This window comes from Paraburkholderia sp. UCT2 (assembly GCF_014397665.1).
Classification (GTDB): Bacteria; Pseudomonadota; Gammaproteobacteria; order Burkholderiales; family Burkholderiaceae; genus Paraburkholderia; species Paraburkholderia tuberum.
In genome coordinates this window covers 127088-150701 of record NZ_VZQO01000004.1, presented here as the reverse complement: position 1 = coordinate 150701, position 23614 = coordinate 127088, and the positions used below count along the sequence as shown (strand labels likewise).

Here is a 23614-nt window from a genome sequence, read left to right as displayed (position 1 = left end):
ACGTGTGCAGCTCCCAGCAAAGGAACATCAACTCACTGTAAAGAGGCAAATATGCAAACCCGTAAGAGCTCGAAGCACGTTCGGACGTGTCTGTTCCTGTTATTGAGTGCGGTCCTTCCAGCTACCTCTGCCCATGCTCAACAGCTGGTTGTCGCCTCGTTCGGCGGCGCATACACCGCTAGCCAGTCAAAGGCTTTTTTTGAGCCATACACCGCAAAAACGGGAACCAAAGTCCTACCTGCTGACTATAACGGCGGACTGGCAGAGCTTCGTTCGCAGGTGCAGGCGGGGTCCGGTGCGTGGGATGTAATCGACCTCGAGTTTCAAGACGCAGCTCGTGCATGTGATGAAGGATTGATCGACCCGATAAAGCCTAGTTCGCTTCCAAATGGGCAAGGCGGCAAGCCAGCGTCCTCCGACTTCATACAGGGCTCGCTGATGGACTGCGGCGTGGGAACGATCCTCTGGTCGAACGTGATTGCGTACGACAAGCGAAAGTTCGGCGGGGCGCAGCCCACCACAATTGCCGATTTCTTTGATTTGAAGCGGTTCCCTGGCAAGCGCGGGCTGAGCAACAAACCAAACGGAAACCTGGAGTGGGCGCTCATGGCTGATGGCGTACCGCGAGACAAGGTTTATGCAACCCTACGCACGCCGGCCGGCCTCGAACGCGCGTTCAAAAAACTTGACACTATCAAGGCCAACGCAATCTTTTGGGGAGCGCAAGCACAGTCTGTCCAACTTCTCGCCGACGGGGAGGTCGTGATGACAGAAGGAGGCAATGGCAGATTTACAGACGCCGTCACGAAGGACAAGAAGCCTTTCGGCATCATTTGGCAAGGCCAGATCATCAACGGCGATGTATTCGCAGTATCGAAAGCCAGCAAGAATAAAGCGGCCGCACTCGACTTCATTCGCTTCGCAACTTCGGCGCCTCAACTTGCTGCTCAGACTAAATACATCAGCTATGCCCCCGCCCGCAGCTCCGCGTTGCCATTGGTGGACGCATCTTTGCGAGAGAATCTGCCGACATCGCCTGCAAATCTGACAGTCGGCCTTGCCAGCGACACGGCGTTCTGGAACGATGAGCAGGACGAAATCAATCGCCGTTGGGCTGCGTGGATGGCCCGCTAAGAGGAACGTTATGAACATGCTAAACGCCTCCCACCAGCGAGAACAAGGGAATGCTGAACGAGCCGACAGTGACCACGTTGTTTTTTCGCAGGTAGAGAAGAGCTACGACGGCAGTACGCACGTCGTCAAGTCGCTCTCGCTCTCAGTCAAACGTGGCGAGTTTCTCACGTTACTCGGCCCGTCAGGCTCGGGGAAAACGACGACGCTGATGATGCTTGCGGGCTTTGAGGCACCAACTGCGGGGACGATTAGCATTGGCGGCGTGAATCTGACAACCACGCCACCGCATAAGCGAGGCATCGGCATGGTGTTCCAAAACTATGCCCTGTTTCCTCACATGTCGATTGCGGACAACGTGGCGTTTCCTTTGGCCGCGAGGAAGATGCGAAGGAGCGAGATCGGCGAGCGCGTGGCTCGGGCGTTAGAGATGGTCAAAATGCAGGACTTTGCGTCCCGTCGACCCGCGCAGCTTTCTGGGGGGCAGCAACAGCGTATTGCGCTGGCTCGAGCTCTTGTGTTCGAGCCAACTCTTGTCTTGATGGACGAGCCTCTCGGCGCGCTGGACAAGCAGCTTCGCGAGCACATGCAGACCGAAATCAAACACCTGCACAAGATGCTCGGTGTTACGGTCGTATATGTAACACATGACCAGGACGAAGCCCTGGCGATGTCCGACCGGGTCGCGATTTTCAACAATGGAGTGGTCGAGCAGATTGGTCCGCCGACTGCGATTTATGAATCGCCGAACACGGAGTTTGTGTCGCGGTTCGTCGGCGACAACAACCTTTTGGAAGGTGTTGTAGACGAGTGTTATGCGTCGGAAAACGGGGGCTATCGCGCAAAGATCACGCACGGAGCTTGTCGATTTGAAGCCGTGGCCACCAAGCCACTGGCGTCGGGTACGCGTGTCACCCTTGTATTGCGGCCGGAAAGGGTGTCGCTTGCTGGACAGGACGGAGCTCTCGAGAATCAGGTGAGCTCTCAGATTGTAGAGTCTACGTATTTCGGCGACCACGTTCGCCTCACGTGCCGAATCCCCAGCGGCAACGAAATCACAGTGAAACTGGCGAATACGTCGAGCCTGGGTTCCCTCCAGGCAGGGCAGACGTTGCCTATCGGCTGGCGCTCGGCTGACAGCCGTGCGCTACTGGCAGTAGGAGGATAGGGATGAGTCCAATAATTATGGCCGAGACGCACAACCCGGACCCTTCATTTCAGGAACAGTGGGGCGCGACGTTGAAAACGCGCGTTCAAAAAGCACGGCGACGCGAGACGCGCAAGTCGCTGTTGCTGGTCGCGCCCGTGATTTTGTTCCTCGTGCTGGCCTTCCTCGTGCCAATCGCAAAGATGTTTCAGGTCAGTATCTATGATCCAACATTGCGCGATCTTCTGCCGAATTTAGCTCGTACGCTCGAGAGTGCTTCGAAGGCGGAAACGGGGAACCAGGTCTGGCAGAGCCTGGCTCGTGATCTCGTTTCAGCCAGAGATCAGGGCAAGCTAGGAATTGTTGCGAGCCGACTGAACGCTGAGCGCCCAGGGCTGCGATCCGTTGTAGAACGTACCGCCCGTCGCGCTGCGACTACTGACGATGCTCCTACGGCACAGTGGTTCGCAAATGTCGATCCGACTTGGGGTGAGCCCGAAATAATTCCCATGTTGGCGCGTGCCACGCGGGCGTTCACATTTGACAACTATCTATCAGCGTTAGACTTCCGCCGCGATGACAACGGAAATGTAGCCTCCCAACCGCAGGATGACCGGATTTATCGGTCGTTATATTTTAAGACCTTTTCGGTAGCTATCGCCGTAACGATGCTTTGCGGTGTAATGGGCTATCCGATCGCTTACCTGATGGCGACGAGTTCAAAGGCAACTGCGAACAGATTGATGATTCTGGTGCTGGTGCCATTCTGGACATCCATGCTGGTTCGGGTTACCGCGTGGATGGTCCTGCTGCAGTCCCAAGGCGTCGTGAACGATCTTCTCGTGTTCGCTGGCGTGGTAAATGAGAACAATCGCGTAATGCTGATCTATAACCTCACAGGCACCTTGATTGCAATGACACACATCTTGTTGCCGTTTTTCATACTCCCGCTTTACAGCGTGATGGTCGCCGTTCCTCCCAGTTATATGCGGGCCGCGCAATCGCTTGGCGCTGGACGGTTTAGTGCCTTCTGGAAGGTCTACTTCCCTATCACGCTGCCGGGCGTCGGGGCCGGTGCTTTGCTGGTGTTGATTTTGGCCCTTGGGTACTACATCACACCGGCTCTTGTCGGCGGACAGTCGGGACAGATGATCTCCAACATGATCGCTTTCAATATTCAGACCTCGCTGAACTGGGGTCTCGCGGCTGCACTGAGCATCGTCCTACTGGTCGTGGTGCTTGCCCTTTATTTCGTCTACAACCGTCTGGTTGGTGCTGAAAACCTGAGGATGGGGTAGGCATGAACATTCAAACCCAGCCGTTCCGCTCGCCCATCGAGAAAGGATGGAATGTTCTTTTTTTACTGATCTGCGCGACAATCTTCCTCTTTCTGGTTGCGCCAATCCTGGTAGTCATCCCTTTGTCGTTCAACGCCGAGCCCTATTTCACGTTCACACGGGCGATGTTGCACTTACACGCCGCCGCCTGGTCTCTTCGTTGGTATGAATCGTTTTTCAGCAACCCTCGTTGGTTGCTTTCAGTCAGGAATAGCCTCGTGGTTGGCGTCGCGACCACCATTCTCGCTGCGTCGATTGGGACCGCAGCAGCGTTGGGTTTAAGACAGCGTCTGCTTCCTGGCAGGTCGTTCATGATGAGCTTTATTCTTGCGCCGATGGTCGTGCCGACGATTGTTACAGGCGCCGGAACCTATTTCGTGTTCGCGAAAGTCGGCCTGGTCGATAATCTTTGGGGGCTGATCGCCGCGCATACTGCGCTGGGAATTCCATTCGTTGTAGTCACCGTCCTTGCTTCTGTGAGCGGCCTCGACCGATCTTTTGAAAGAGCGGGAGCGATCATGGGGGCGCCGCCGTGGATGGTCTTTCGCAAGGTCACACTACCGCTCATCATGCCGGGCGTAACAGCAGGCGCAGTCCTGGCCTTTATCACGTCGTTCGACGAGGTCGTTTTCGCGCTGTTTTTATTACCAAGTCCGCAGTACTTCACGTTGCCGCGACAAATGTGGTCCGGTCTTCGCGAGCAGATTAGCCCGGCAATTTTGGCTGCGGCAACGCTCTGGATATTGCTGTCACTCGTGATGATGTGGTTGGTCGGTATCCTTCGAAAGAGAGCGTCTCTTGTTCGACGACCGTAGTAGGAGCCGTACATTGGCTAAATACAGTTCCGCAACCGTCGAACGCGGCGAATCGCCGCTGCTTCTCGTCACGCCACATGCAGGTCGGAATGTTCCTCAAGAACTGATAGCCCGGCAGAATTGGCTTGCAGTCCAGGGAAGCATGTCAGACCCTGCTGCAGAGGCGTTATGCAATGCTGCGACGACACTCGATGCAATCTTAGTCAGTGGGATGTTTCATCCGCACGTGATGGACCTGAACGCCGACGATGCGGAACTTACGCCGCATTTTGCTCGGCTCAATCTCAGCGCGTTTCGCAACGGTAGCGGGTGCTTCACTATACGATACTGAGGTCCAGTACGAAGATGAAGCGTCCAGGAAGGTCGGCAAGTATTGGCGCCCTTTTCATCAGTATCTTAGCGAGGAGCTGGACCGTCTTAATCTACCCATGACCGGGTGCTGATGCTCGTCGTTCATGCGAGGCAGTGGCTTAGAAACGCACAGGAAGGCGTGCGCCTCGCAGATTGTACGGTCTCGACGCACTTCGGCCGATCTGCGGATGCTCGGCTCGTCCAGGCGCTCACTTCACAGGTGCAGACGAGCGGTTACTCCTGGGTGCTCAGTCCTGCCGGCGCAGGTGGCTTCGCAGCACGCCGATATGGGAATCCAGGGGATGGCCTGCATGTGATAGAACTCGAGGTAGGCGGTCGATGGCGAGCCGGAATCTCTTCATTGGCGAAGCCTCGACACATAGCCGTCGCCTGACGAATGCAGAAGACCAATAAACAGCCTTGTCGAAGCCGTTAGGGGGACGATGATTCGGCTAGGCGGTCTAGTGCCTCCTCGGTAGATCTGGAGAGCGTCGCACCTCAGGCACGCTTGCGGTAAGCATTGAGCGGCCTCGGAGTACATGGGCGCAAGTTCTTATTAATGGGTGACAAAATTCAGCTCGGATGGCTTGCCAAAGGCGCCTTTGTGGCGGCCGCTACAGTGGGGATTGGGGCGCTCAGTAGCGTTCTTGCTCGCCGTCTGCTGCAAGGTTTCATGCCGGCCGGGCGGGCGGGCGTCATTGCCGAAATCCTCGGAATTGCGATGTTTATCGGTTCATGCGCGCTGTATTTTAGTGGTCGCAGGGCTTGGTAACGCGTGTAGTGGTTTCGGTAGTGCTAGTTGACGATCCTTCAAACGTCCCTGCTATTTCGTGACGGATGGTGTAACGCGTGATCGCGAATAGATCGCGACTTGTTTTTTGACTCGCAAAGGAGATCATGCGTAGGCCGCCGTTTTCTCTCTAACATTCAGTTTCACGAAAGGAGCGACCGTGGCAAAGCTGGGGGTAATGGGAGTTGGCGACTTAGCAGATAAGATCGTCAGAGGTTTGCTTCGCCAAAACGAACTTGCAGCAGAGAATGTGTTGCTCTCACCAAGAAGTTCGCGCAAAGCGGAGGCTCTCGCCAAGGACCTCGGATGTACCGTTCTATCTAGCAATCAAGAAGTGGTCGATGGAGCTGACGTGCTACTCATCAGTGTCCGGCCTGACCAACTCGGCGACCTATCGAGCCAAATAAGGCTCAGCGGTCGGCGCACGATCATCTCTGTCGTTGCGGGAATTTCTGTGAACGATCTACGTCAGCTATTTGGTCACCACGACTTCGTTCGATCGATGCTTTCCTACGCGTCGGAAATCGGTCAGTCAACTGTAACAGTTTTCCCGAGGCACGCGCTGGCTGAGGAATTGTTATCGAAGCTTGGGAATCTGGTGGCCTGTGACGTGGAAGGTGAGTTCGAACTGGCGACTATCGGCGCATGTATGAACGGTTGTCTCTACTTCCTGGCCGATGAGTTGCAGCGGTGGCTCATTAAGGCCGGCCTTCCTCCTGAGACTGCGCGTGCGTTGGTGCTCAACAGTATGACGGACTGCGCAGCCTACTCGCGATTCCGCTCACCGACATCGATAGCAGATATCGGCCGATCGATCGCGACTCCCGGGACGTTCACAGCTCTTGGCGTAAAAGCGCTTCGCGAAAACGGTGGTCTCGCTGGATGGCCGAGCGCGTGCGAGGAAGTATTTCGCGAGCTCGGCAGATCGACAACGCAAAGTGATACCCGATCGACATCGGGCGGCTTCTCCATCCAGGCATCACAGTCCTAACCGTAGGCACATGGGATCGGGACGACGGCAGTCAGAGTTTCATGGACCTTGGTGATGACGACGCTCAGATAAGGAAGCCGCCGATGCGGGCAACTGAGTTTATCGGCGTCCGGCCGAACGAAATCGACAGAGCGAAATGCAAGTCCTGGATTCATGTGTCTCGCTTCCTAATGTTGACAGCGTCAGAGCAACCGTCCAAGCCCGCGCCAGATCCCGTCAAAGCTGCTTAGCTAGCTCCGGCAAGACTTCGAACAGGTCGCCCACCAGCCCGTAGTCTGCAACACTGAAGATAGGTGCATCGGCATCTTTGTTGATCGCGACAATGATCTTCGAATCTTTCATGCCGGCCAGGTGTTGGATCGCGCCTGAAATTCCAACCGCGATGTACAGCTGCGGTGCAACAATCTTTCCGGTCTGCCCCACCTGCCAGTCATTCGGGGCAAACCCCGAGTCAACAGCAGCCCTCGACGCACCGACAGCGGCTCCGAGCTTCTGTGCAACCGGGTCCAAAAGCGAGAAGTTCTCGGCGCTTCCAAGGCCCCGACCGCCGGATACGACGACGCGAGCCGACGTAAGGTCGGGACGTTCGCTGGTGGCGACTTCCCGGCGAATGAAACGAGCGCGTCCATTCTCCGCAACCGGTTCACGCGTCTCGATTGCCGCCGTTCCTCCGGAGAAAGGGGCTGGTTCGAACGCAGTCGTACGAATAGTTGCCACCTTGATGGTGTCATTGCTTTGCACGGTCGCGATCGCATTGCCGGCATAAATGGGTCGATCGAACGTATCAGGCGAGTGAATCGCGATGACATCCGAAACCTGTGACGCGTCGAGCTTTGCGGCGACCCGCGGCGCGACATTCTTCCCGAACGCTGTGGCCGGAAAAAGGAGGTGTGTATAGCCGATGGATAAGTTAAGTATCTGCGCCGCTATATTTTCGGCGATACCGTCTGCCAACCAGGGAGCATCGACCAGAATGACTTTATCGATGCCCTCGATCTGGCTCGCAGCTTGCGCGGCAGGTTGTGCCGTTTGGCCAGCGATCAGAACATGTACCCTGTCGCTCAATTGACGGCCCGCAGTGACCGTGTGAAGAGTCGACGTTTTGATCCGTTCGTTGTCGTGTTCGGCGATTACGAGAGTGGTCATCAGATTACCTTCGCTTCGGTTTTCAGTTTTTCGACGAGCTCAGCAACATCAGCAACGCGGACGCCTGCCTTTCGCGCGGCCGGTTCCACCACCTTCAACGTCCGTAAGCGAGGCGTGGGGTCAACGCCCAGTTCGTCAGGAGTCACAGTGGTGATCGGCTTTTTCTTCGCCTTCATGATGTTGGGTAACGTCACGTATCGCGGCTCATTCAGTCGAAGATCAGTCGTGACAATTGCTGGCAGCGTCAGCTCGATTATCTCGACGCCACCATCGACCTCGCGTGTGACGGTGGCAATCTCGCTGCCGATGGAAATGTGGCTTGCGTATGTTGCTTGCGGCCAGTCCAATAGAGCAGCAAGTAGCTGGCCAGTCTGGCCTGCATCATCATCAATGGCCTGTTTGCCGAGAATGACCAGCTGCGGCTGCTCTTTCTCGACGACCGCCGCCAGTAGCTTTGCAACGGCCAGCGGTTGCAACTCGACGTCCGTTTGAACGAGCACGCCGCGGTCCGCCCCGATCGCGAGTGCCGTGCGGAGCGTCTCCTGGATCTGTGGGACGCCGCACGACACCGCCAAGACCTCGGTGGCCCGCCCCGCTTCTTTTAGACGGACAGCAGCTTCGGTCGCGATTTCGTCGAACGGATTCATGGACATCTTCACGTTGCCAATGTCGACTCCGGTTTGATCGGCCTTCACTCCGACCTTCACGTTGTAGTCGACGACGCGTTTGATTGCGGTCATTACCTTCATTACTGTAGCTCCTCTTTACTGACGAGACCTCGGTTCACCGACGGAATATTGATTCAATTGTGACTAGAGCGACGTCCGCACTCTTCGAGGTTTCGACGCATCTCAGCGAAGGACCGCTCGTGCCGCGGATCAAGACATCGCCAGCCTCAACCGTCAGCTTGTCGATCTCTCCAACTAGCATCGTGCAACTGCCACAAAGATTGACTATCAGTGCGTGTGCAACCGGCGGAACGTGAGAGTTTTCAGACAGCATTTCAACGTTGGTTCTGTAGCGCCCGCGCTTCGCAATCGCGTTCAATGCAAGAACTGGCTCGCCATGCAGGGTCGCTGTCCATGTTCGGTCCCCGTCATAGACTGCGGCGTTTCGCGGTCGCAACGTGAGCTCGACATCGCCGTTGCGAAGCGTGACGCCATCGCCTTTCAACACCAGTGACGAGCGCGTCATTCCAGGAAACTGGGAATAAGGGCCATCCTGCTTCACATCAGCAAGGCTGATGCGCCACCCCCCGTCAGAATCCTGAACCAGTGTCCGCGTCGTCCCGCCGCCGTTGCGCCATGGCTCGCCTGGGAAGGACCCAAGGCTTTTGACTGAGAGCCCCGCCGGCAATGGTTTATCAGGAGACTGCACCGAGGCCATATTTTCCAGTAAGCAGGGCGCCGGTCGAAAAGCGCTCAATCGAGTATGGAAGGAGCGATACGTCAGTCGCCAGGCCTAGTGCGCTCTGTGCGAGAACTTTGCCGACGGTAGGCGAGAGCTTGAAGCCGTGCCCCGAGAATCCATATCCGAGAATCAAGCCTTCGACACCGGGCAATGCGCCGAGTACCGGATTCCAGTCAGGGGTGACGTCGTACACGCCGGTCCACGATGATGCGATGCCGGCTGTCTCGTAGGCCGTAAAGCGTTCCGCCACTTGGGCGCCGACATCCACGATGTAGTCCATAGGGATATCGCCTTGCTCTGTTTCGGCAGCGGTGAGCTTTTCGCCAACGACGCCCTCACTAACCAGCATCTGATTGCCGCCATAGCTGCGGTGATAAAGCATCCCCTGCGATGCCAGGTCTTTGAATACTGGCATTGAGAAGGTGTAAGGGGCCTCACGACATTCCAGCGCCAGCACCGCGTGACGCTCCGGTGCAACAGGAAGCTTCCGCCCCGTCCAGCCGGCAAGTTCGGGCGTCCAGATGTTTTGCGTGCTGATGACGCTCTGAGCGGTGAAATCGCCCGCGCTCGTCGAGACGCCGCTGACTTTCCCATCCCGTATTACAAGTTTGTTGACGGTGACGTTTTCCTTTATGGTCACGCCCCTGCGGCGCGCAGCGCGCGCGAAACTGGTTGCGGTCAAGTAGGCGTCGGCGAATCCCGCTTCTGGCTCATACCCAATCAGGGCAGCGTCCTCGAATTGCGCAATCGGAAGGAGCTCGCCAGCCTGTTGTGCACTCAGGATTTCCAGCGGAATGCCTTGCTCCTTCTGCTGGTTCAGGGAGGCACGAAGCGGCTCGAGTTTGTCCCCTTCGCCAGCAACGATCATGTATCCGCATTTGACCAGACCGCACGATGCCTCCTCGTCTTCCAGATACGCTGCGAAGTCATTGAAGACGGACCAGGACTTTCGCGCCAGTTCCACGTTTTCCTTGACCGAATAGTGTGTGCGAAGAATGCCTGAGGATTGCGACGTAGTGCCGGCGCCGATCGTTGCTCGGTCTAGCACTAGCACGTTCCTGGCACCCAGATTCGACAGGTGGAACGCGACTGACGTCCCAATCACGCCTGCGCCAATGACGATGTGGTCGTAGTGTTTCATGAGAGATCTCAGAATGGTTGTTGCAGCTCATTCTGGTTGCACTAGATCGCAAGACCTCCTTCATAAGCTAAACTTATTCTGATGCAGCAGGATTGCTTTTCATCGTTTCTACAACCCGTTCCGATGGCAGAATTTTCCACAGGCTTGGTCGGGACAAAACGGCCGTCAGGCGAGGCGAGCAATGAAACGGACGCAGATACCAATCGACCTACGCGCGCTTCAGGCTTTCGTGACGGTGTGTGAGTCGGGGTCAATGACGAGTGCGGCGAAGCGCCTGGGTGTCAGCCAAAGTGCCGTTAGTCAATTGGTTGGAGCACTTGAACGAGATTTAGACGTAGAGTTTTTCGACCGGGGTAGTCGACCCCTACGATTGACCATAGCGGGACGAACGCTGTTTGAACTGTCGGGCCCTCTTCTTGAGCATGCCCAGACGGTCGAGAACCGGCTGGGTAGCGCGCTAGCTTCCGGGACGCCAGCTATGCGACTGGGTTGTGTCGACTCTTTCGCAGCGACCATAGGGCCCGAGCTGATCCGCGCGCTATCAGGCACGGCGAGCCAACTGGCAATGTGGTCCGGGTTGACGCCAGGTCTGTTGGCGCAGATGCATGAGCGAGAAGTTGACGTGGTAGTTTGTACCCAGACAATGCTTGATGAGAGCCGCATCGTCGAAGTGCCGCTTTTTTCAGAAGCATTCGTAGCAGTGGCGCCGCGCCGATGGATGGAAAGACACGAAGGGCATAGCGCTGGCTGGGAGGAGTTGGCCGCGGATTTGCCGTTGATCCGTTACACCGCCCGGTCGGTCATTGGACAGCAGGTAGATCGCTTTGCGCGTCACTTGCAGATAGATAGTCCTCGTCGGTACGAGTTTGATGCCACAGATCCATTGCTGAGCCTCGTAAGTGCCGATCTTGGTTTTGCTATATCAACCCCGCTGTGCCTTTGGCAGGCCCGGCAATATCTGGAAGAAATCGTCGTGTTACCGCTGCCGCCTGGGCGGCTCAGCAGACGAGACTTCTTCCTCCTCCATCGCGAAGGTGAGTGGGAGAAACTCACTGGAGAAATCGTGAATCTCACGCGTCGGGTCATCCAAAGCATCATCCGACCGTCACTTCGAACTGCACTTCCAGCATTGGCTGAGGATGCGCTCCAATAGCAACTTCAATCGCTCAAGTACCCTATGGAAGAGATATTCTCGGTCTCCCGCGGTGAGGCACCGCTCTTGATATCGGTCCCACATTTGGGATCTATCATCCCTGGTCGTCTTCAATCAGACTATACAGATATCGCTTTGACGGTCGCCGACACCGACTGGCACCTCGACCGCCTTTACAATTTCGCTTCGGAGCTCGGCGCGACCGTCCTGCAAGCGCAGGTCTCGCGGTACGTGATCGATCTCAACCGGCCGCCATCGGACGAAAGCCTTTATCCGGGCCAAACGACCACGGGGCTGTTCCCCCAGCAAACATTCAGGGGCGAGCCAATATATAGGGAAGGTCGTGTCCTGGATGCCGCCGAGAAGGCCCGTCGTCTAAACGACTACTGGCATCCATACCATAATGCAATCGAACATGAACTCGGGCGACTCCGGGATCAACACGGAAACGTTTTGTTGTGGGAAGCACACTCGATCGCCAGCGTGCTCCCTCGCCTCTTCGATGGAAAGCTGCCCGACCTCAACTTTGGAACTCAGGACGGGCGCACGGCCAACGAGGCGGTTCTCCGGGCGGCGACCGACGTTGCGGGTGAGAGCAGCTATACATGGATCGCGAATGGTCGTTTCAAGGGCGGCTACATCACCCGTCGCTTTGGGGCTCCGCAGAATGGAATACATGCCTTGCAACTCGAAATGTGCCAGAGCATCTATATGAACGAGTCGCACCCTTTCAATTACGAGCCGAGACGTGCATCAGTGCTGCAACCTACGCTTCGCGCAATGGTCGGTGCGGCTCTTTCGGCTGTAAGCCAACTTTAACGCGACCCGTCGCCAATGATTTCGTGTCCGTAACCTGGCGTGGTGTCGCGGGCTCCAGAGGGGTTTCACTTCCCCATATGTTGACGGAGAGCGTCGCGTCAATGAGATTTACCACGCAGTTCAGAGGTAGAGGATTTTGCTCCGCACGCCGTGTTTCGCTGGTCGTGTATAGCAGTGGCTGACATCTCATGCGCACATATGGGAACAATATCGGTTGATCAACGAACTTTGACATCTGACAGATATGAATTCAGAAAGTAACACGGTTCCGGTTGAGCGCGAATCGATGGAATATGACGTTGTCATCGTCGGCGGCGGCCCGGCTGGGTTGTCGGCAGCCATCCGGGGCGGATTCAACCGATCGATGCGGCTACTGCCGGTTCGCCGCGCTTTGGGCTGTGCCATGTCTGGCCCTCCTGGTCATGGAAGTGCCAAAGGGCGGGATTGCGGTATCGATCACTTTCCTGAACGGGATCACCTCACGGTGTCACCAATGCCGGGGCCGCATCAGTCCATGGACCATGTTTTTTAACGGGATAAGTCACCAAAAAGCTGACGGCCGCTCCCTTCGGGGTGACCAGTGTAGCCACTTCCGCGGAGTTTCTGCCCCTTGGGCAGGGGCACGCCCCTTTGGATGTTTTTTAAAATATCTCGCTCCATTTTCACTTCTTGCCAGCTCTCGCCTGAACCGGCCCAGCTCCGCCTCGATCTCCGTCTGCGTTTCCTGAGTTTGCCCGACGTTCTCCAGCTTGCCGTCCTTTGCGGCACGAACCCAGTTCGCCAACGTCTTCATCGAAATTGACAATTGATATGCGGCTTCGAACACGCCGAGGCCATCGGCCGTTACCAGCTTTACCGCTTTTCCATGAAATTCCTTTACGCACCTTGGGGATTCGGTTCATCAATGCCTCCACCCCTCAATTTTACGGAATTTTGGCGTCCACTTTTTTCAACCGGCCTCACCGTCGCACGACACGATTGATGACGATCGCCGGAAGCGATGACCACGATAGACCGATTCGATGTTCTGAGTCCCGGATGTTATCCGAACCACTGAGCAACGTGACAACTCTCTTTGGACTGCGGGTGATCCGGCGTCTGAATCCGACAACGCCGCGTGAACAATTGACGCACCGCAAGGTTTGCGTATGTTCAAGGTGTTCAGCTTCTCAATTCCTCGTATGATTCACTCAGGCGGGCCGAGGTAATGTCAAACCAAGCATAGTGCTGGTCAGAATGCCGCCATTGGGAAGAAAAGCGATCGTCATCTACGGCTCTCGTTTTCCTGCAGCGGGCATCGGCTACGCAGTACGCCGGCGCCACCGCCTCAATCTTAGTCCACGGGAATTGCGCTGCACTATCTCGGTTGGCCAATTCCCCTCTAACGGCGGAACAAGTTCCTATGGACATGCTAGACGTCATCGGTATTGGTATCGGACCGTTCAATCTAAGCCTCGCGGCGCTCATTCAGCCCACCGGTTTGCGAGCGCTCTTCTTTGAGAAGCGCATAAAATTCTCCTGGCATCCGGGGCTCATGCTGCCCCAAAGTCAACTCCAGGTGTCGCCGCTCAAAGATTGTGTGACCTTGGTGAATCCCACAAGCCCATATTCCTTTCTCAACTATCTCGCTGTACATCGACGCCTGTACAGCTTCGTGAATAAAGGTGGAAACGGCACGTCGCGACGTGAGTTCACCCACTATTACCAATGGGTCGCGCAATGCCTGGACACGCTTCGATTCGGCGAGGAGGTGATCGATATCTGGCCTTGCAATAAGGGCTATTGCGTGACCACTACCGCGCGCACATATCATGCGCGCGCGGTAGTGGTCGGGGTCGGCGTCGAACCCAAGGTGCCGGCATGTGCGCGGCAGGTGGTTGGCGAGACGGTCTATCACGTAGACGACTACCTTAACCGGAAACCGTTCAGCGAAGACGAACATGTGCTGGTGGTGGGCGGCGGGCAGAGCGGCGCGGAAGTCGTCGAGCACATGCTGACCGAGTCAGGTCCCGACAAGATCACGTGGGCGACGTCGCGCGCCAATCTGTTTGCGATGGACGACAACGCATTTGTCAATGAAGCATACATGCCCAGTTATAGCCAACGCTTTCACACGCTGCCGATCCAGCAGCGCCGGGCCATTGTCGAAAGCGAAAAGCTCACCAGCGACGGCATCTCCGCCAGCCTGTGCAACCGCCTCTATGAAGCGTTGTACGAACGCAGCGTCCATGGCACGCTAGCCGACTGCTTTCGTCTGTTGCCTTCGGTGACGATGGACGAGATCACCCGCCGCAGCGGTCGCTGGCATATCGGGTTGACCTCGCTCGTCACGTCGCAGCGCAACGGCATAAGCGCAGACAGAATCATCCTGGCAACCGGTTTTCAGCCGCGCCATTTGCCATTCGTTCAGAAGCTGCTCGACGGTGCAAGCCGTGAAGACGGTCTGCCAACGCTCGATCCCGATTACGCCGTGCGCTTCGATGCGCCAATGCCCGGTCCCGTGTATCTGCAAAACCAAAGCCGCGTGCAGCACGGCCTGCAAAGCGTCAATCTTTCGCTGGTCGCATACAGGAACAGCCGCATCATCAACAGTCTGCTAGGTCGTGCGTTCTATCCGGATGTTCCGGACCGGCAACTGCTCGACAGCCTTGAGGATCAGGAGACTGAAGCAGGATCGGTACTGTGCGACGCGCCTCAGGCCTCGCGTCAACCGGCAGTGGCGTAAGCGCATGACTGGCTCCTCCATTTATCTATCGACTGGCGAGCGTGCGATCTCACACGCCGAGCACTTGCCGGCATCCCTCCAATTACGGGCGTTCATTCCGTTTCTGATCGCGTCACTGGTGATCGCCGCTTCGTACGGGACGAGTTTTCTCCTGCCCGAGTACCTGCAATCCCTGGGCATGAAGAGCGGTGTCGCCGGCGCCGTGATTTCGAGCGGCATGGTCTCGACCATGATCTGCTGCTGCGTGGCTGGGCGCATAGCCCAGCGTATCGGTGTCATGCCGACCATCGCGCTGGCCTCGCTCGTCATGGCAGGCAGCATGCTCTGCTTCGCCGCTGCGCCAATGGACATTCGTGCCGTCTATGCAGGCGGTTTGCTGTTGGGCGCTGGGTGGTCCGTGTTCTTCATACTCGCGCCGCTGCAAATCATCCATCATCTGTGCCCCAACGCGCGTATCCAGTACCTGACCTTCGTCTCCGGCACGCAAATGGCCGGCCTAGGCATGGCGGCGCCTTTGAGCCGCCTGATCGCCCAACATACCGGCTCGATCGCGCTGGCCTACCTTCTGTTCGCTGCGGCATGCGCGGTGGCGGCAGTCTGCGTCAAGATCGCCAGCGAGGCGATGAGGGATAGGTCCTGTTTGCCGATGACGCGCGTGGCCATTACCGCGACCGACACGTTGGCCCTGCTCAGGGCACGAACAGCAGTGCCGATCGCAATGATCGCACTGGCAGCCTGTGTCTTCGGCGGGCTGGCGACTTACCAGACACCCTATGCCGTCTCGCGTAACCTCAGGCCAGACCTGTTCTTCCTGACGTTCACGATAACCAGCGTGGCACTGCGCTTGTCGCTCGCGAGAACCATGGGACGCATCAAGCCCGCGCGACTGGCGCTCGCATTGTTTTTGCTGACCGGCGCCTCGCTCGTACTGTTCCTGTTGAACCACGGCAGCACGACGCTTTATATGGTCGCTACCGCGCTGTTCGCCACGGGCTACGGACTGAGCTACTCGACCCTGAACGGCATGGCCGTGAACCTCGCCGGAGACCACGCCGTTTCGGTGCCGGTGACTTCGCAAATCTTTACGCTTGCCTATTTCATCGGTCTGTTCGGATGCCCTTTCCTATGTGGCGCCCTGATTCACGTTTTCGGCGCCGATGCAATGCTCGTCGCCCTGCTAGGCGCCGTACTCGCCAATGTCGTGCTACTCGGCGTCATGCGAATGAAGGCGCATTTCGCCGCCTGACTTCTCCTTGAAAACTCCGTTCCTTAACGAGGTGGTTCGTATGCTGAATGAAACGCAAAAATCCAAGTGGCACGAAGATGGATATCTAAAAGTAGAGGGCTTTTTCGATCCGGGCACCCGCGAAAAGATTTCTGCTCTGGTCAACGATGTCTCGCGCTGGGAAATCAGCGACAGCAAATGGATGATGTGGTTCGAGAAGACCGAGGACGACCGCAGGATCGTTTCAAAGGTAGAGAACTTTTTGGACTTCAACAACGAGCTGCGCGATCTGTTGTTGGCCGACAAGCGTATCCAGACGGCTGTCGAATCGCTTCTCGATGAAGATACCCGCATGCTCAAGGAACTGCTCATCTTCAAGTACCCGGACAGCGGCGGCTATCGTCCGCATCAGGACATCTATCACATTCCGCACAACATTCCTGAACGCATGGTGCATGCCGTGGTCGCCATCGGCATCGACGATTCCGATCCGGACAACGGCGGCCTGTTCTTCAGTCCGGGCAACCATCATAAAGGTGTGTTTCCGATGGACGCCGGCGGCGTGATTCATCCGGAAGTGGCCGAGACGTTCAAGTGGGAACCCGTGCCCTGGAAGGCCGGCGACATCTTCGTCTTCGACGACTACGCGCCGCACTATTCGCAGCCCAACAAAAGTAACCGTTCGCGCCGCACGCTCTATCTGGTGTTCCAGCGCGCCTCAACTGGTGGCCCCACGCGTACGGAATACAACAAACTGAAGCGTGCCTACAACCCACCCGAAGGCAAGGAATCGGATATCCACGATCTGAAGCCGCCAAATGGCATTTTCTATCGCACCTAATGTAATTCACCGGAGGATGTGCGTGTACACAAAGCAGATTGACCCATCCATGATGCGGCCGGAATACGGCGTTCTTGTTTGCCGGCTGCTCGAACATCTGCCCGCTGGCCTGACAACAGCGTTCGGCACGTCGATTATTGAGGTCGTGCCGGCGGGCGCTGTCAATCTGCACTCCCATTCCGAGCATGAACTGTGGGTACTCGTTTCAGGCAAGGGAGTCTTCGAGGTGAATGGTCAGGCGCGGCCAGTCGCAGATTCAACGCTGCTCTATATCGAGCCGAATCAGGAGCACGCGATTCGCAATGCCGATCCGGCGGCGAGCCTGAAATTTCTATCGATATGGTGGGACTAACGTGAACACACGCACTTTTTTCGTTTGTTCCGCACCGCCCTGCCCGAACGGCAAGCTGCATCTCGGCCATATCGGCGGGGTCTATCTGCTCACCGATCTTTTCGTTCGCTTTCAACGCATGAGAGGTCACCGCGCCTACCACGTCACAGGTGCGGACGAGCACGGCACCTATATGGTAGTGAAGGCGCGCAAGCTCGGTCGTCCGATTGACGAAGTCGCGCAGTTGCATATTGACGAGATAATGGATTGCTTGCGGGCAATGCACATCGAGCCCGATGTCTTCATCAGAACAACGGACGCTACGCACAAGCAGAACAGTCTGAAGATCTTTCGCGAGCTGGAAGCTGCAGGCTACATTGATGTGCGTGATGGCCATCAACTCTACTGCGAAAACTGTGACGAGTTCGTGGCCGATTCGCTTGCCGTCGGCCTCTGCCCCGCGTGCGATGCGTCCACCGACAGCAACTTGTGCGAAAACTGCGGTTTGGCGCAACAGCACTCGAAGTTGCGAGCGCCAGTCCACACGTCGTGCGGCAAACCGCTATCGCTTCGCCCCATCGAACAGGCGGTTTTCGACATCCCTCGCATGGCAGCCATGCTTGACGATGCGATCAAGGGGAGTGAATGGGATCAAACGATCCAGCGTAAAGCGCGTGCATGGTTGCGTGACGAATTGCGGCCGCTGCCTATGTCGCGCATTTTCGACCGGGGTGTGACACTTGAAGCACCCGCGAAGATTGCGGGGCAATCGTTGATGACGTGGTTCGAAGGGCTTTGGTGTTTCGAGACGGGGATCCGCTTGCAGTGCGCGCGCGACGAGGTCAACTACGACACCGTGATGCGCGACCCCGATACACGCCTCCTGTTTTTCATGGGCCAGGATAACCGCTTCTACTACACCATCGGCGTGACTGGCAGCCTGCTTGCGCGCGGCTACCCGCTTCCGGCAAATCATTCGATCCAGGACTTCTATAAATTGGAGGGCGAGAAATTCTCGACCAGCCGCGACCATGCACTCTGGGCAGACGAAGTATCCCGGCAGGTCGACCCGAGTGTGTTGCGCTATGCGCTCGCTCGGATTGCCAAGCCGTTCGGCACCAACAATAACGATTTCCAGATCGGCGAACTGATCCGGTCGGCTTCGGACATCCTTGCGTGGGAACGCGCCCTCCGCCGCGATTCACTGCACTCGGCGAATGTCGATGGAAGCGGTCTTACGCCGGCGCACGACGACATAGTCCAACGTTATATCACCGCGATGGACCAGGTACGCTTCTGGAACGCCCTCGATCTGATTGACGAATACTTCGTCGCGACGGGCTTCGGCACGAGCCCGGAAACGTGGCGGCCGGTGCACGTATCCGTCTTTCTGAGCATGCTCCATCCCGTGATGCCAGTGCTGGCCGAACGCTATGGAAACGTGTTCTTTGGCGAGAATTGGACACCGGCACTCGGCGCAAACGCCACGCTATTGGCTACGCCTCCCCGAGCGACGGCCGAATTTCCGCCGTTCGGAATGCCGATTGCCGACTCGTTCATCCGCCAATATCAATCGCGCTTCCAGCGCGCCGTCGATGCCGCGTAACCAACGATGGAGCCAGTCATGTCGATGCGCAGTCGCACTTCGCTCAGTTATGGGGTATTCGACTACACCTCAGGCAAGGACACAGTCAACTTCGCCTATGGGCTTCCCGATCCTTTGACGTTCGCCCGCCTGCAATGGCCGGACCCGCTTTCCGTCGAGACGGGCGTCAGCATCTCCGACCTACCGCAGTACACCGACGCCTATGGCCTTCCCGAACTGCGCGGACAGCTTAGCCAAAGGTACCGGATGGCGCGTGGCAATGTCATTCTGACGAACGGCGCTTCACAAGCCCTGCAACTGCTCGCCGATGCTTTTATCGACCCAGGAGACGTCGTGCTGGCCGAGCCGGAAATTGTCGACCGCCTGGCCCACCTGAAATGCGATGGAGGTGTGAGTCCCATTGTCAGCAATATGGCGCTCGCCTTATTGCAGTCGTCGTCTTTGGACGCTCACGTCGAACACCTAAGGACGCACTACCGGAGCAAGCGCGACGCAATGCATAGGCTGTTACAGGCCTGCCGATTCTGCAAACCGGATTACGAGATTCCGAGTGGTGGATTTTCGTTCTGGGTCTCGCTTGCCGAAGGCGTCGATTCCGCCGAATTGGTCGGCGAGGTGCGCCGGAAGCACAATGTGAAACTCGTCGAAGGAAAGCACCACGGACCGAGCGGTGCAGCCCGTGTACGCTTAAGCTTCAGTTATCTCCAGCCGCGTTTGATCGAGCGCGGCTTGGCTCAGATAGACGATGCGCATGCGAGCCTTCTGACATCGACGCGCTTTAAGCGGCGTGGCTAGAGAATGCCAAGTACTACGGATAGTCGGTGCGAGATGTACAAGCGTAGGCCGAGCGAAGACATCCACTGCGCCGCCCTCTACCGCAAACAAGTCGACGAACGCTTTTCGGCATGGCACTACGTCACTGATTTCGCTCAGGATCCGTCCGTTATATAGGCAGACACCCCCTTCGCGCGTGTCTCGGAACCAGTCAATTCCTGTGCGTTCTGTACGATCAGCACGTCATCGCTCTGCAGCCGATATCAACATCAAGACCTACCCGATGTAAACGGTATGGGATTCCGACCAAAATCGAAACAGGAGAGCAAGTGAGAAAACTGCTGATCGTGTCGATCGCGGTCGTGCTGATACGCTATCTCTGCATCAGCGGTATCGCGATTCAACGAGTACTGGATCGCTTTGGTGGTGTCCGATTTCGCTGAGAGTGTGAGAAGCGTCGCCTCGAACCCACCGCTGGATATCATCAAGCAGCGCAACGGCGTGTGCCTGGCGGATGCGCCGCCGCTCTTCGGGCGGCTTGCCTCGAATGTGCTCTTCGATGCGATAGAGTGCGCCAATACGCTTTAGTGCTTCGCCGGTGATCGGCGATGGCCGGACAGCGTGCAGATCGTGCAGCTTTCGACGTGCGTGCGCCACGCATGCTGCCTCCTGAATCTGACCGCCCCACGTACAGCTGCGCATAGCCCGCGAACGCGTCTGCCTGTAGCACGCCCTTGAAGTTGGCAAGATGCCGCTGCGGATGTTCGCCGCGACGATCCGGTGTATAGGCAAACCAGACCGCCGGAGCTTCGACGGAGCCACTGGGCCGATCATCGCGCACATACACCCAGACCGGCCGGTCTTCGTCCTGCTGTCGCGTGATCTGGCTGCTTGACGATACGCCGGCCAACCGCAGGCTGATTCACCGCTATATCGACGTGTGGGAGTATCCGGACGGACGCCTCGAGATCCGCGCCGATGGTGTCGCGCTGCCCTGTGTCCAGTACGACAAGCTTACCGAGATCGACCAGGGCGCGGTGATGAAGCACAAGCGTCCTGGTCATGCGCTGAAGGTAGCCCAGGCACTGCAGGCGCAGCGCGACAACTGCCGGATATCCGGCTCACCGTCACGCACGAACCGCGGTGAACCCGTGCGTACGAAGGCGCGGCTGCCTGGCACGAGGAAGCTGCGCGAAGTGACGCTCGAGGACTGGAATGCGGCAGTCATGGGGACACATCAGAGCCCGGGAGGCTCGGTGCTAAAAACCACGTGTGCCTCTCTATGCACGTCAAAAGCGCTATCCTCGATAGCTACAATGCGTAGCATCTTCTGCTCATCACGTGGATTTCTGATCGATCGAAGCAAAGATATGGAGTGAGATGCGATGGCAAATCTGCTTGAATCGAATCCGGCTCCGGGCGCACCTGGCAATCCGCTGAACTGGAGCCGCGCGGACAAAGACGCCGTCGGAACGGCGTACTCGCTGTCGAGCCAGGTCTGGTACACGACAGCAGGCGGCATCCTCACGGAAATCTACTTCCCGGATGTCGACACCCCTCAGGTACGAGACTTCCAGCTGATCATTACCGACGGGTCGACCTTCTATCACGACGCGCAGAAGGACTTCGACCATCGATGCGAATGGCCGGAGCCGCCCGCCTTATCCTGCCGGCTCACATCCCAGGCGAAAGGGCAACCCTACACCGTCGTGCAGGACGTGATAGCCGAGAAGGGTTCGGCCTGCGTGCTGGTTCGCACGACACTGGAGGGGGACCAGGATTTTCTTAACAAACTGCACGTCTATGCCTTGTTGACACCTCACATGGCGGGATACGGCGCTGGCAACACCGCGCATCGCGTCAGCACCGCAAATGGCGATCGCCTGGTCGCGACGCGTGACCATTACTGGCTCGCGCTGGGCGCCGACTGCGGCTTCGGCACGACGAGTTGCGGCTTCGTGGGAGTGAACGATGGCTGGACCGACATCATCGCAAACAAGCGCTTGCCGGTCTGGAACTACGACGCAGCAAAGGACGGATACGTCGCCGTGACGGCAGAGATCAACCGCGCAGGGCAGAATCAATTCGTTCTGGCACTGGCGTTTTGCGTCGACGAACCGACGCCGATTACGCAGAGCACGCCCAACAAGGCGCTGACCGCCGTATCCGAGGCGCTGGCCTACCCCTTCGACGGACCCGCCGACCCATACAGCCACAAGCAAGCATTCATCCAGGGCTGGAACGACGCTGTTCGCGACCCGTTCCAGCCCAAGGCGAACATTACGGGCGATGGCAATGCGCTTTTCAACATGAGCCGCAACGTGTTGCTCGCGCATGAGGACAAGACGGCCGACGGCGCACTGGTGGCTTCATTGAGCATCCCGTGGGGACAGACGATGCGGGACCTCGCTGCCGGCTACCACATGGTCTGGCCGCGTGACATGTGCCAAAGCGCACTCGCGCTGCTGGCCGCGGGCGCGCAGGATGCACCCCTACGCGGGCTGATGTTTCTCGCTGCGTCGCAATTGGCGGATGGTAGCTTTCCGCAAAAGTTTTTCATTGACGGCGAGCCTTGGCGGGACAATGCCTCGCAGCTCGACGAATATTCCTTTCCAATCATTCTGGCCTATCACTTGAGCGAAGCCGGTCTGCTGCGTCAGTTCGATCCCACCGGCATGGTGCTGGCCGCAGCAGGCGCATTGATCAAGAACGGCCCCATGACTCAGCAGGAACGATGGGAAGAACTCGAAGGATACTCTCCTTCGACACTGGCATCGAACATCGCGGCGCTAGTCTGTGCGGCTACTAAATGCGCGGACGCCAGCACCGCCCAGTTCCTGCTCGAATACGCGGATTTTCTGGAATCGCATCTAGAGACATGGTGCGTCGCTGCGGAAGGCTCACCGGTTCCGGGCGTGACGCAGCACTACATTCGAATCTTGCCGACGCACGTCAATGGCGTCTTCAATTTTCCAGAAGATCCAAATACCGCCCAAGTAACCGTCTGGAAGAAAGACTACAACGCAAACACCATCGTGGACGCGGGTTTTCTCGAACTGGTGCGCTATGGCATTCGCGCCGCGAACGATCCGATCATCGTCAACTCGGTCAAGGTAGTCGATGCAGTAATCAGAAAAATTCTGCCGCAGGGGCCTGCCTTTTACCGATACAACCACGACGGTTATGGTCAAGGCAATCTCGGCGAGGACTGGTACGACGGCGCTACCTTCGGCGTTGGTCGACCGTGGCCGCTGCTCACTGGCGAACGCGGTCATTACGAATTGGCCGCTGGTGGCGACCCCACCCCCTATATCCGCGCTCTCGAGGCGTTCGCCGGAACGCGCGGTCTGCTTCCCGAGCAAGTGTGGGATCTGCCCGATCTGGCAAACCCGCCCTTCGTCACTGGCGGGCCGACTGGCTCTGCCATGCCGCTCGCGTGGGCCCACGCCGAATACATCAAGCTCGTTCGCTCCGCTTCGGACGGTCAGGTCTTTAACCACCTGAAAGTCGTCGCCGACCGTTATCAGTCTCAGCCCGGTCCAGCGCCGCGCGCTCGCAGCAATATCGAAATCTGGAACTTCAACCGCCCGCTGCCGTCGATTCCTGCCGCCACGACAATTCGGATCCCTTTGGCTGCGCCTTTCCGCCTGCGCTGGACGATCGACGACTGGGCCACGTCGGAGGACAGCGAAGCCACCACAACGGCGCTCGGCATCTACTACGTCGATCTGGTCACGCAAGCAGCCCAGGCCGGTTCATCGCTTGCATTCACCTTCTTCTGGACCTCGAGTCAGACGTGGCAAGGGCAGAATTTTTCCGTCGCCCTCCAATCCTAAGCAATGCGTCGCCAACGGCAGACAATTGCTTCTGTCATGGAGAAA

21 protein-coding genes and 3 pseudogenes are annotated in these 23614 nt (G+C 57.5%); 18 read left to right on the top strand and 6 right to left on the bottom strand.

Features of this window, described 5'->3' with window-relative positions; translation table 11 throughout:
* The first annotated feature begins 51 nt into the window (after window positions 1-51).
* The 8 genes from F6X39_RS05155 (at window position 52) to F6X39_RS05120 (ending at window position 6562) form a co-directional block, all read left to right on the top strand.
* Window positions 52-1134 (top strand): ABC transporter substrate-binding protein, encoded by a 1083-nt coding sequence (locus tag F6X39_RS05155; protein ID WP_187615821.1) that lies wholly within the window; start codon window positions 52-54, stop codon window positions 1132-1134.
* Window positions 1135-1144: 10 nt separating this feature from the next.
* Window positions 1145-2299 carry an ABC transporter ATP-binding protein gene (locus F6X39_RS05150; RefSeq protein ID WP_187615820.1) on the top strand — a complete coding sequence of 385 codons (1155 nt, stop codon included), beginning with the start codon at window positions 1145-1147 and terminating at the stop codon, window positions 2297-2299.
* Between the two features lie 2 nt (window positions 2300-2301).
* Window positions 2302-3576 (top strand): ABC transporter permease, encoded by a 1275-nt coding sequence (locus tag F6X39_RS05145; protein WP_187615819.1) that lies wholly within the window; start codon window positions 2302-2304, stop codon window positions 3574-3576.
* Between the two features lie 2 nt (window positions 3577-3578).
* Window positions 3579-4430: an ABC transporter permease gene (locus F6X39_RS05140; RefSeq protein WP_187615818.1), complete on the top strand. Its 852-nt coding sequence runs from the start codon at window positions 3579-3581 to the stop codon at window positions 4428-4430.
* Window positions 4431-4443: 13 nt separating this feature from the next.
* Entirely contained in the window at window positions 4444-4761 is a 318-nt protein-coding gene (locus F6X39_RS05135) for an N-formylglutamate amidohydrolase (protein ID WP_187615817.1), read from the top strand.
* Between the two features lie 105 nt (window positions 4762-4866).
* The gene (locus F6X39_RS37540) at window positions 4867-5175 is read left to right on the top strand and encodes an N-formylglutamate amidohydrolase (RefSeq protein WP_187615816.1); all 309 of its coding nucleotides are present in this window, start codon (window positions 4867-4869) and stop codon (window positions 5173-5175) included.
* A gap of 165 nt (window positions 5176-5340) precedes the next feature.
* The gene (locus F6X39_RS05125) at window positions 5341-5553 is read left to right on the top strand and encodes a hypothetical protein (protein ID WP_187615815.1); all 213 of its coding nucleotides are present in this window, start codon (window positions 5341-5343) and stop codon (window positions 5551-5553) included.
* Window positions 5554-5731: 178 nt separating this feature from the next.
* Window positions 5732-6562, top strand: a complete 831-nt coding sequence (locus tag F6X39_RS05120) for a pyrroline-5-carboxylate reductase family protein (RefSeq protein ID WP_187615814.1) — start codon at window positions 5732-5734, stop codon at window positions 6560-6562.
* Between the two features lie 216 nt (window positions 6563-6778).
* Here the strand turns inward: F6X39_RS05120 and F6X39_RS05115 are convergent, their stop codons facing one another.
* The 4 genes from F6X39_RS05115 to F6X39_RS05100 are packed head-to-tail and all read right to left on the bottom strand — an operon-like array spanning window position 6779 to window position 10259.
* Window positions 6779-7708 carry an electron transfer flavoprotein subunit alpha/FixB family protein gene (locus F6X39_RS05115; RefSeq protein WP_187615813.1) on the bottom strand — a complete coding sequence of 310 codons (930 nt, stop codon included), beginning with the start codon at window positions 7706-7708 and terminating at the stop codon, window positions 6779-6781.
* Window positions 7708-8457: an electron transfer flavoprotein subunit beta/FixA family protein gene (locus F6X39_RS05110; RefSeq protein ID WP_187615812.1), complete on the bottom strand. Its 750-nt coding sequence runs from the start codon at window positions 8455-8457 to the stop codon at window positions 7708-7710. The genes F6X39_RS05115 and F6X39_RS05110 overlap by 1 nt, the downstream gene beginning before the upstream one ends.
* A 34-nt stretch (window positions 8458-8491) precedes the next feature.
* A complete protein-coding gene (locus F6X39_RS05105) occupies window positions 8492-9094 on the bottom strand; it encodes a HutD family protein (RefSeq protein ID WP_187615811.1) in 603 nt (200 codons plus the stop codon).
* Complete coding sequence (locus F6X39_RS05100; RefSeq protein ID WP_187615810.1) at window positions 9072-10259, bottom strand: NAD(P)/FAD-dependent oxidoreductase; 1188 nt, start codon at window positions 10257-10259, stop codon at window positions 9072-9074. The genes F6X39_RS05105 and F6X39_RS05100 overlap by 23 nt, the downstream gene beginning before the upstream one ends.
* Window positions 10260-10440: 181 nt before the next feature.
* Between F6X39_RS05100 and F6X39_RS05095 the strand changes: the two genes are divergently transcribed.
* Window positions 10441-11412, top strand: coding sequence for a LysR family transcriptional regulator (locus tag F6X39_RS05095; protein WP_187615809.1), 972 nt, complete (start codon window positions 10441-10443; stop codon window positions 11410-11412).
* Between the two features lie 24 nt (window positions 11413-11436).
* A complete protein-coding gene (gene hutG, locus F6X39_RS05090) occupies window positions 11437-12231 on the top strand; it encodes an N-formylglutamate deformylase (RefSeq protein WP_187615808.1) in 795 nt (264 codons plus the stop codon).
* Window positions 12232-12861: 630 nt separating this feature from the next.
* Here the strand turns inward: hutG and F6X39_RS05085 are convergent.
* Window positions 12862-13133 (bottom strand): annotated as a pseudogene (locus F6X39_RS05085) (transposase); the annotation flags it as partial.
* A 500-nt stretch (window positions 13134-13633) separates the two neighbouring features.
* Between F6X39_RS05085 and F6X39_RS05080 the strand changes: the two are divergent.
* Genes F6X39_RS05080 through F6X39_RS05055 form a run of 6 tightly spaced genes read left to right on the top strand, consistent with a single transcriptional unit; the run spans window position 13634 to window position 19754 of the window.
* Complete coding sequence (locus F6X39_RS05080) at window positions 13634-14956, top strand: lysine N(6)-hydroxylase/L-ornithine N(5)-oxygenase family protein (RefSeq protein ID WP_187615807.1); 1323 nt, start codon at window positions 13634-13636, stop codon at window positions 14954-14956.
* 4 nt (window positions 14957-14960) lie between these two features.
* Entirely contained in the window at window positions 14961-16202 is a 1242-nt protein-coding gene (locus F6X39_RS05075) for an MFS transporter (RefSeq protein WP_187615806.1), read from the top strand.
* A gap of 40 nt (window positions 16203-16242) precedes the next feature.
* Window positions 16243-17022, top strand: a complete 780-nt coding sequence (locus F6X39_RS05070; RefSeq protein ID WP_187615805.1) for a phytanoyl-CoA dioxygenase family protein — start codon at window positions 16243-16245, stop codon at window positions 17020-17022.
* A gap of 16 nt (window positions 17023-17038) precedes the next feature.
* Window positions 17039-17374 carry a cupin domain-containing protein gene (locus F6X39_RS05065; protein WP_187615891.1) on the top strand — a complete coding sequence of 112 codons (336 nt, stop codon included), beginning with the start codon at window positions 17039-17041 and terminating at the stop codon, window positions 17372-17374.
* 1 nt (window position 17375) lies between these two features.
* A complete protein-coding gene (locus F6X39_RS05060) occupies window positions 17376-18959 on the top strand; it encodes a class I tRNA ligase family protein (RefSeq protein ID WP_187615804.1) in 1584 nt (527 codons plus the stop codon).
* A gap of 18 nt (window positions 18960-18977) precedes the next feature.
* Window positions 18978-19754, top strand: coding sequence for a hypothetical protein (locus F6X39_RS05055; protein ID WP_187615803.1), 777 nt, complete (start codon window positions 18978-18980; stop codon window positions 19752-19754).
* Between the two features lie 374 nt (window positions 19755-20128).
* On the opposite strand, the pseudogene F6X39_RS05050 reads toward F6X39_RS05055, so the two are convergent.
* Window positions 20129-20609 (bottom strand): annotated as a pseudogene (locus tag F6X39_RS05050) (IS66 family transposase); the annotation flags it as partial.
* Here F6X39_RS05050 and F6X39_RS36560 point away from each other — a divergent pair.
* Together F6X39_RS36560 and F6X39_RS05040 are read left to right on the top strand one after the other, a co-directional pair.
* Window positions 20609-21112 (top strand): annotated as a pseudogene (locus F6X39_RS36560) (hypothetical protein); the annotation flags it as partial. The pseudogenes F6X39_RS05050 and F6X39_RS36560 sit on opposite strands and share 1 nt — an antisense overlap.
* A 6-nt stretch (window positions 21113-21118) precedes the next feature.
* Entirely contained in the window at window positions 21119-23569 is a 2451-nt protein-coding gene (locus tag F6X39_RS05040; RefSeq protein ID WP_187615802.1) for a glycoside hydrolase family 15 protein, read from the top strand.
* Window positions 23570-23614: the final 45 nt, after the last annotated feature.

What these genes read in the sequence shown, in the direction of transcription:
- F6X39_RS05155 (WP_187615821.1), top strand. Translation starts at nt 52, where the DNA reads ATGCAAACCCGTAAGAGCTCGAAGCACGTTCGGACGTGTCTGTTCCTG.
- F6X39_RS05150 (WP_187615820.1), top strand. Translation starts at nt 1,145, where the DNA reads ATGAACATGCTAAACGCCTCCCACCAGCGAGAACAAGGGAATGCTGAA.
- F6X39_RS05145 (WP_187615819.1), top strand. Translation starts at nt 2,302, where the DNA reads ATGAGTCCAATAATTATGGCCGAGACGCACAACCCGGACCCTTCATTT.
- F6X39_RS05140 (WP_187615818.1), top strand. Translation starts at nt 3,579, where the DNA reads ATGAACATTCAAACCCAGCCGTTCCGCTCGCCCATCGAGAAAGGATGG.
- F6X39_RS05125 (WP_187615815.1), top strand. Translation starts at nt 5,341, where the DNA reads ATGGGTGACAAAATTCAGCTCGGATGGCTTGCCAAAGGCGCCTTTGTG.
- F6X39_RS05115 (WP_187615813.1), bottom strand. Translation starts at nt 7,708, where the DNA reads ATGACCACTCTCGTAATCGCCGAACACGACAACGAACGGATCAAAACG.
- F6X39_RS05110 (WP_187615812.1), bottom strand. Translation starts at nt 8,457, where the DNA reads ATGAAGGTAATGACCGCAATCAAACGCGTCGTCGACTACAACGTGAAG.
- F6X39_RS05105 (WP_187615811.1), bottom strand. Translation starts at nt 9,094, where the DNA reads ATGGCCTCGGTGCAGTCTCCTGATAAACCATTGCCGGCGGGGCTCTCA.
- F6X39_RS05100 (WP_187615810.1), bottom strand. Translation starts at nt 10,259, where the DNA reads ATGAAACACTACGACCACATCGTCATTGGCGCAGGCGTGATTGGGACG.
- F6X39_RS05095 (WP_187615809.1), top strand. Translation starts at nt 10,441, where the DNA reads ATGAAACGGACGCAGATACCAATCGACCTACGCGCGCTTCAGGCTTTC.
- hutG (WP_187615808.1), top strand. Translation starts at nt 11,437, where the DNA reads ATGGAAGAGATATTCTCGGTCTCCCGCGGTGAGGCACCGCTCTTGATA.
- F6X39_RS05080 (WP_187615807.1), top strand. Translation starts at nt 13,634, where the DNA reads ATGGACATGCTAGACGTCATCGGTATTGGTATCGGACCGTTCAATCTA.
- F6X39_RS05075 (WP_187615806.1), top strand. Translation starts at nt 14,961, where the DNA reads ATGACTGGCTCCTCCATTTATCTATCGACTGGCGAGCGTGCGATCTCA.
- F6X39_RS05070 (WP_187615805.1), top strand. Translation starts at nt 16,243, where the DNA reads ATGCTGAATGAAACGCAAAAATCCAAGTGGCACGAAGATGGATATCTA.
- F6X39_RS05065 (WP_187615891.1), top strand. Translation starts at nt 17,039, where the DNA reads ATGTGCGTGTACACAAAGCAGATTGACCCATCCATGATGCGGCCGGAA.
- F6X39_RS05055 (WP_187615803.1), top strand. Translation starts at nt 18,978, where the DNA reads ATGTCGATGCGCAGTCGCACTTCGCTCAGTTATGGGGTATTCGACTAC.
- F6X39_RS05040 (WP_187615802.1), top strand. Translation starts at nt 21,119, where the DNA reads ATGGCAAATCTGCTTGAATCGAATCCGGCTCCGGGCGCACCTGGCAAT.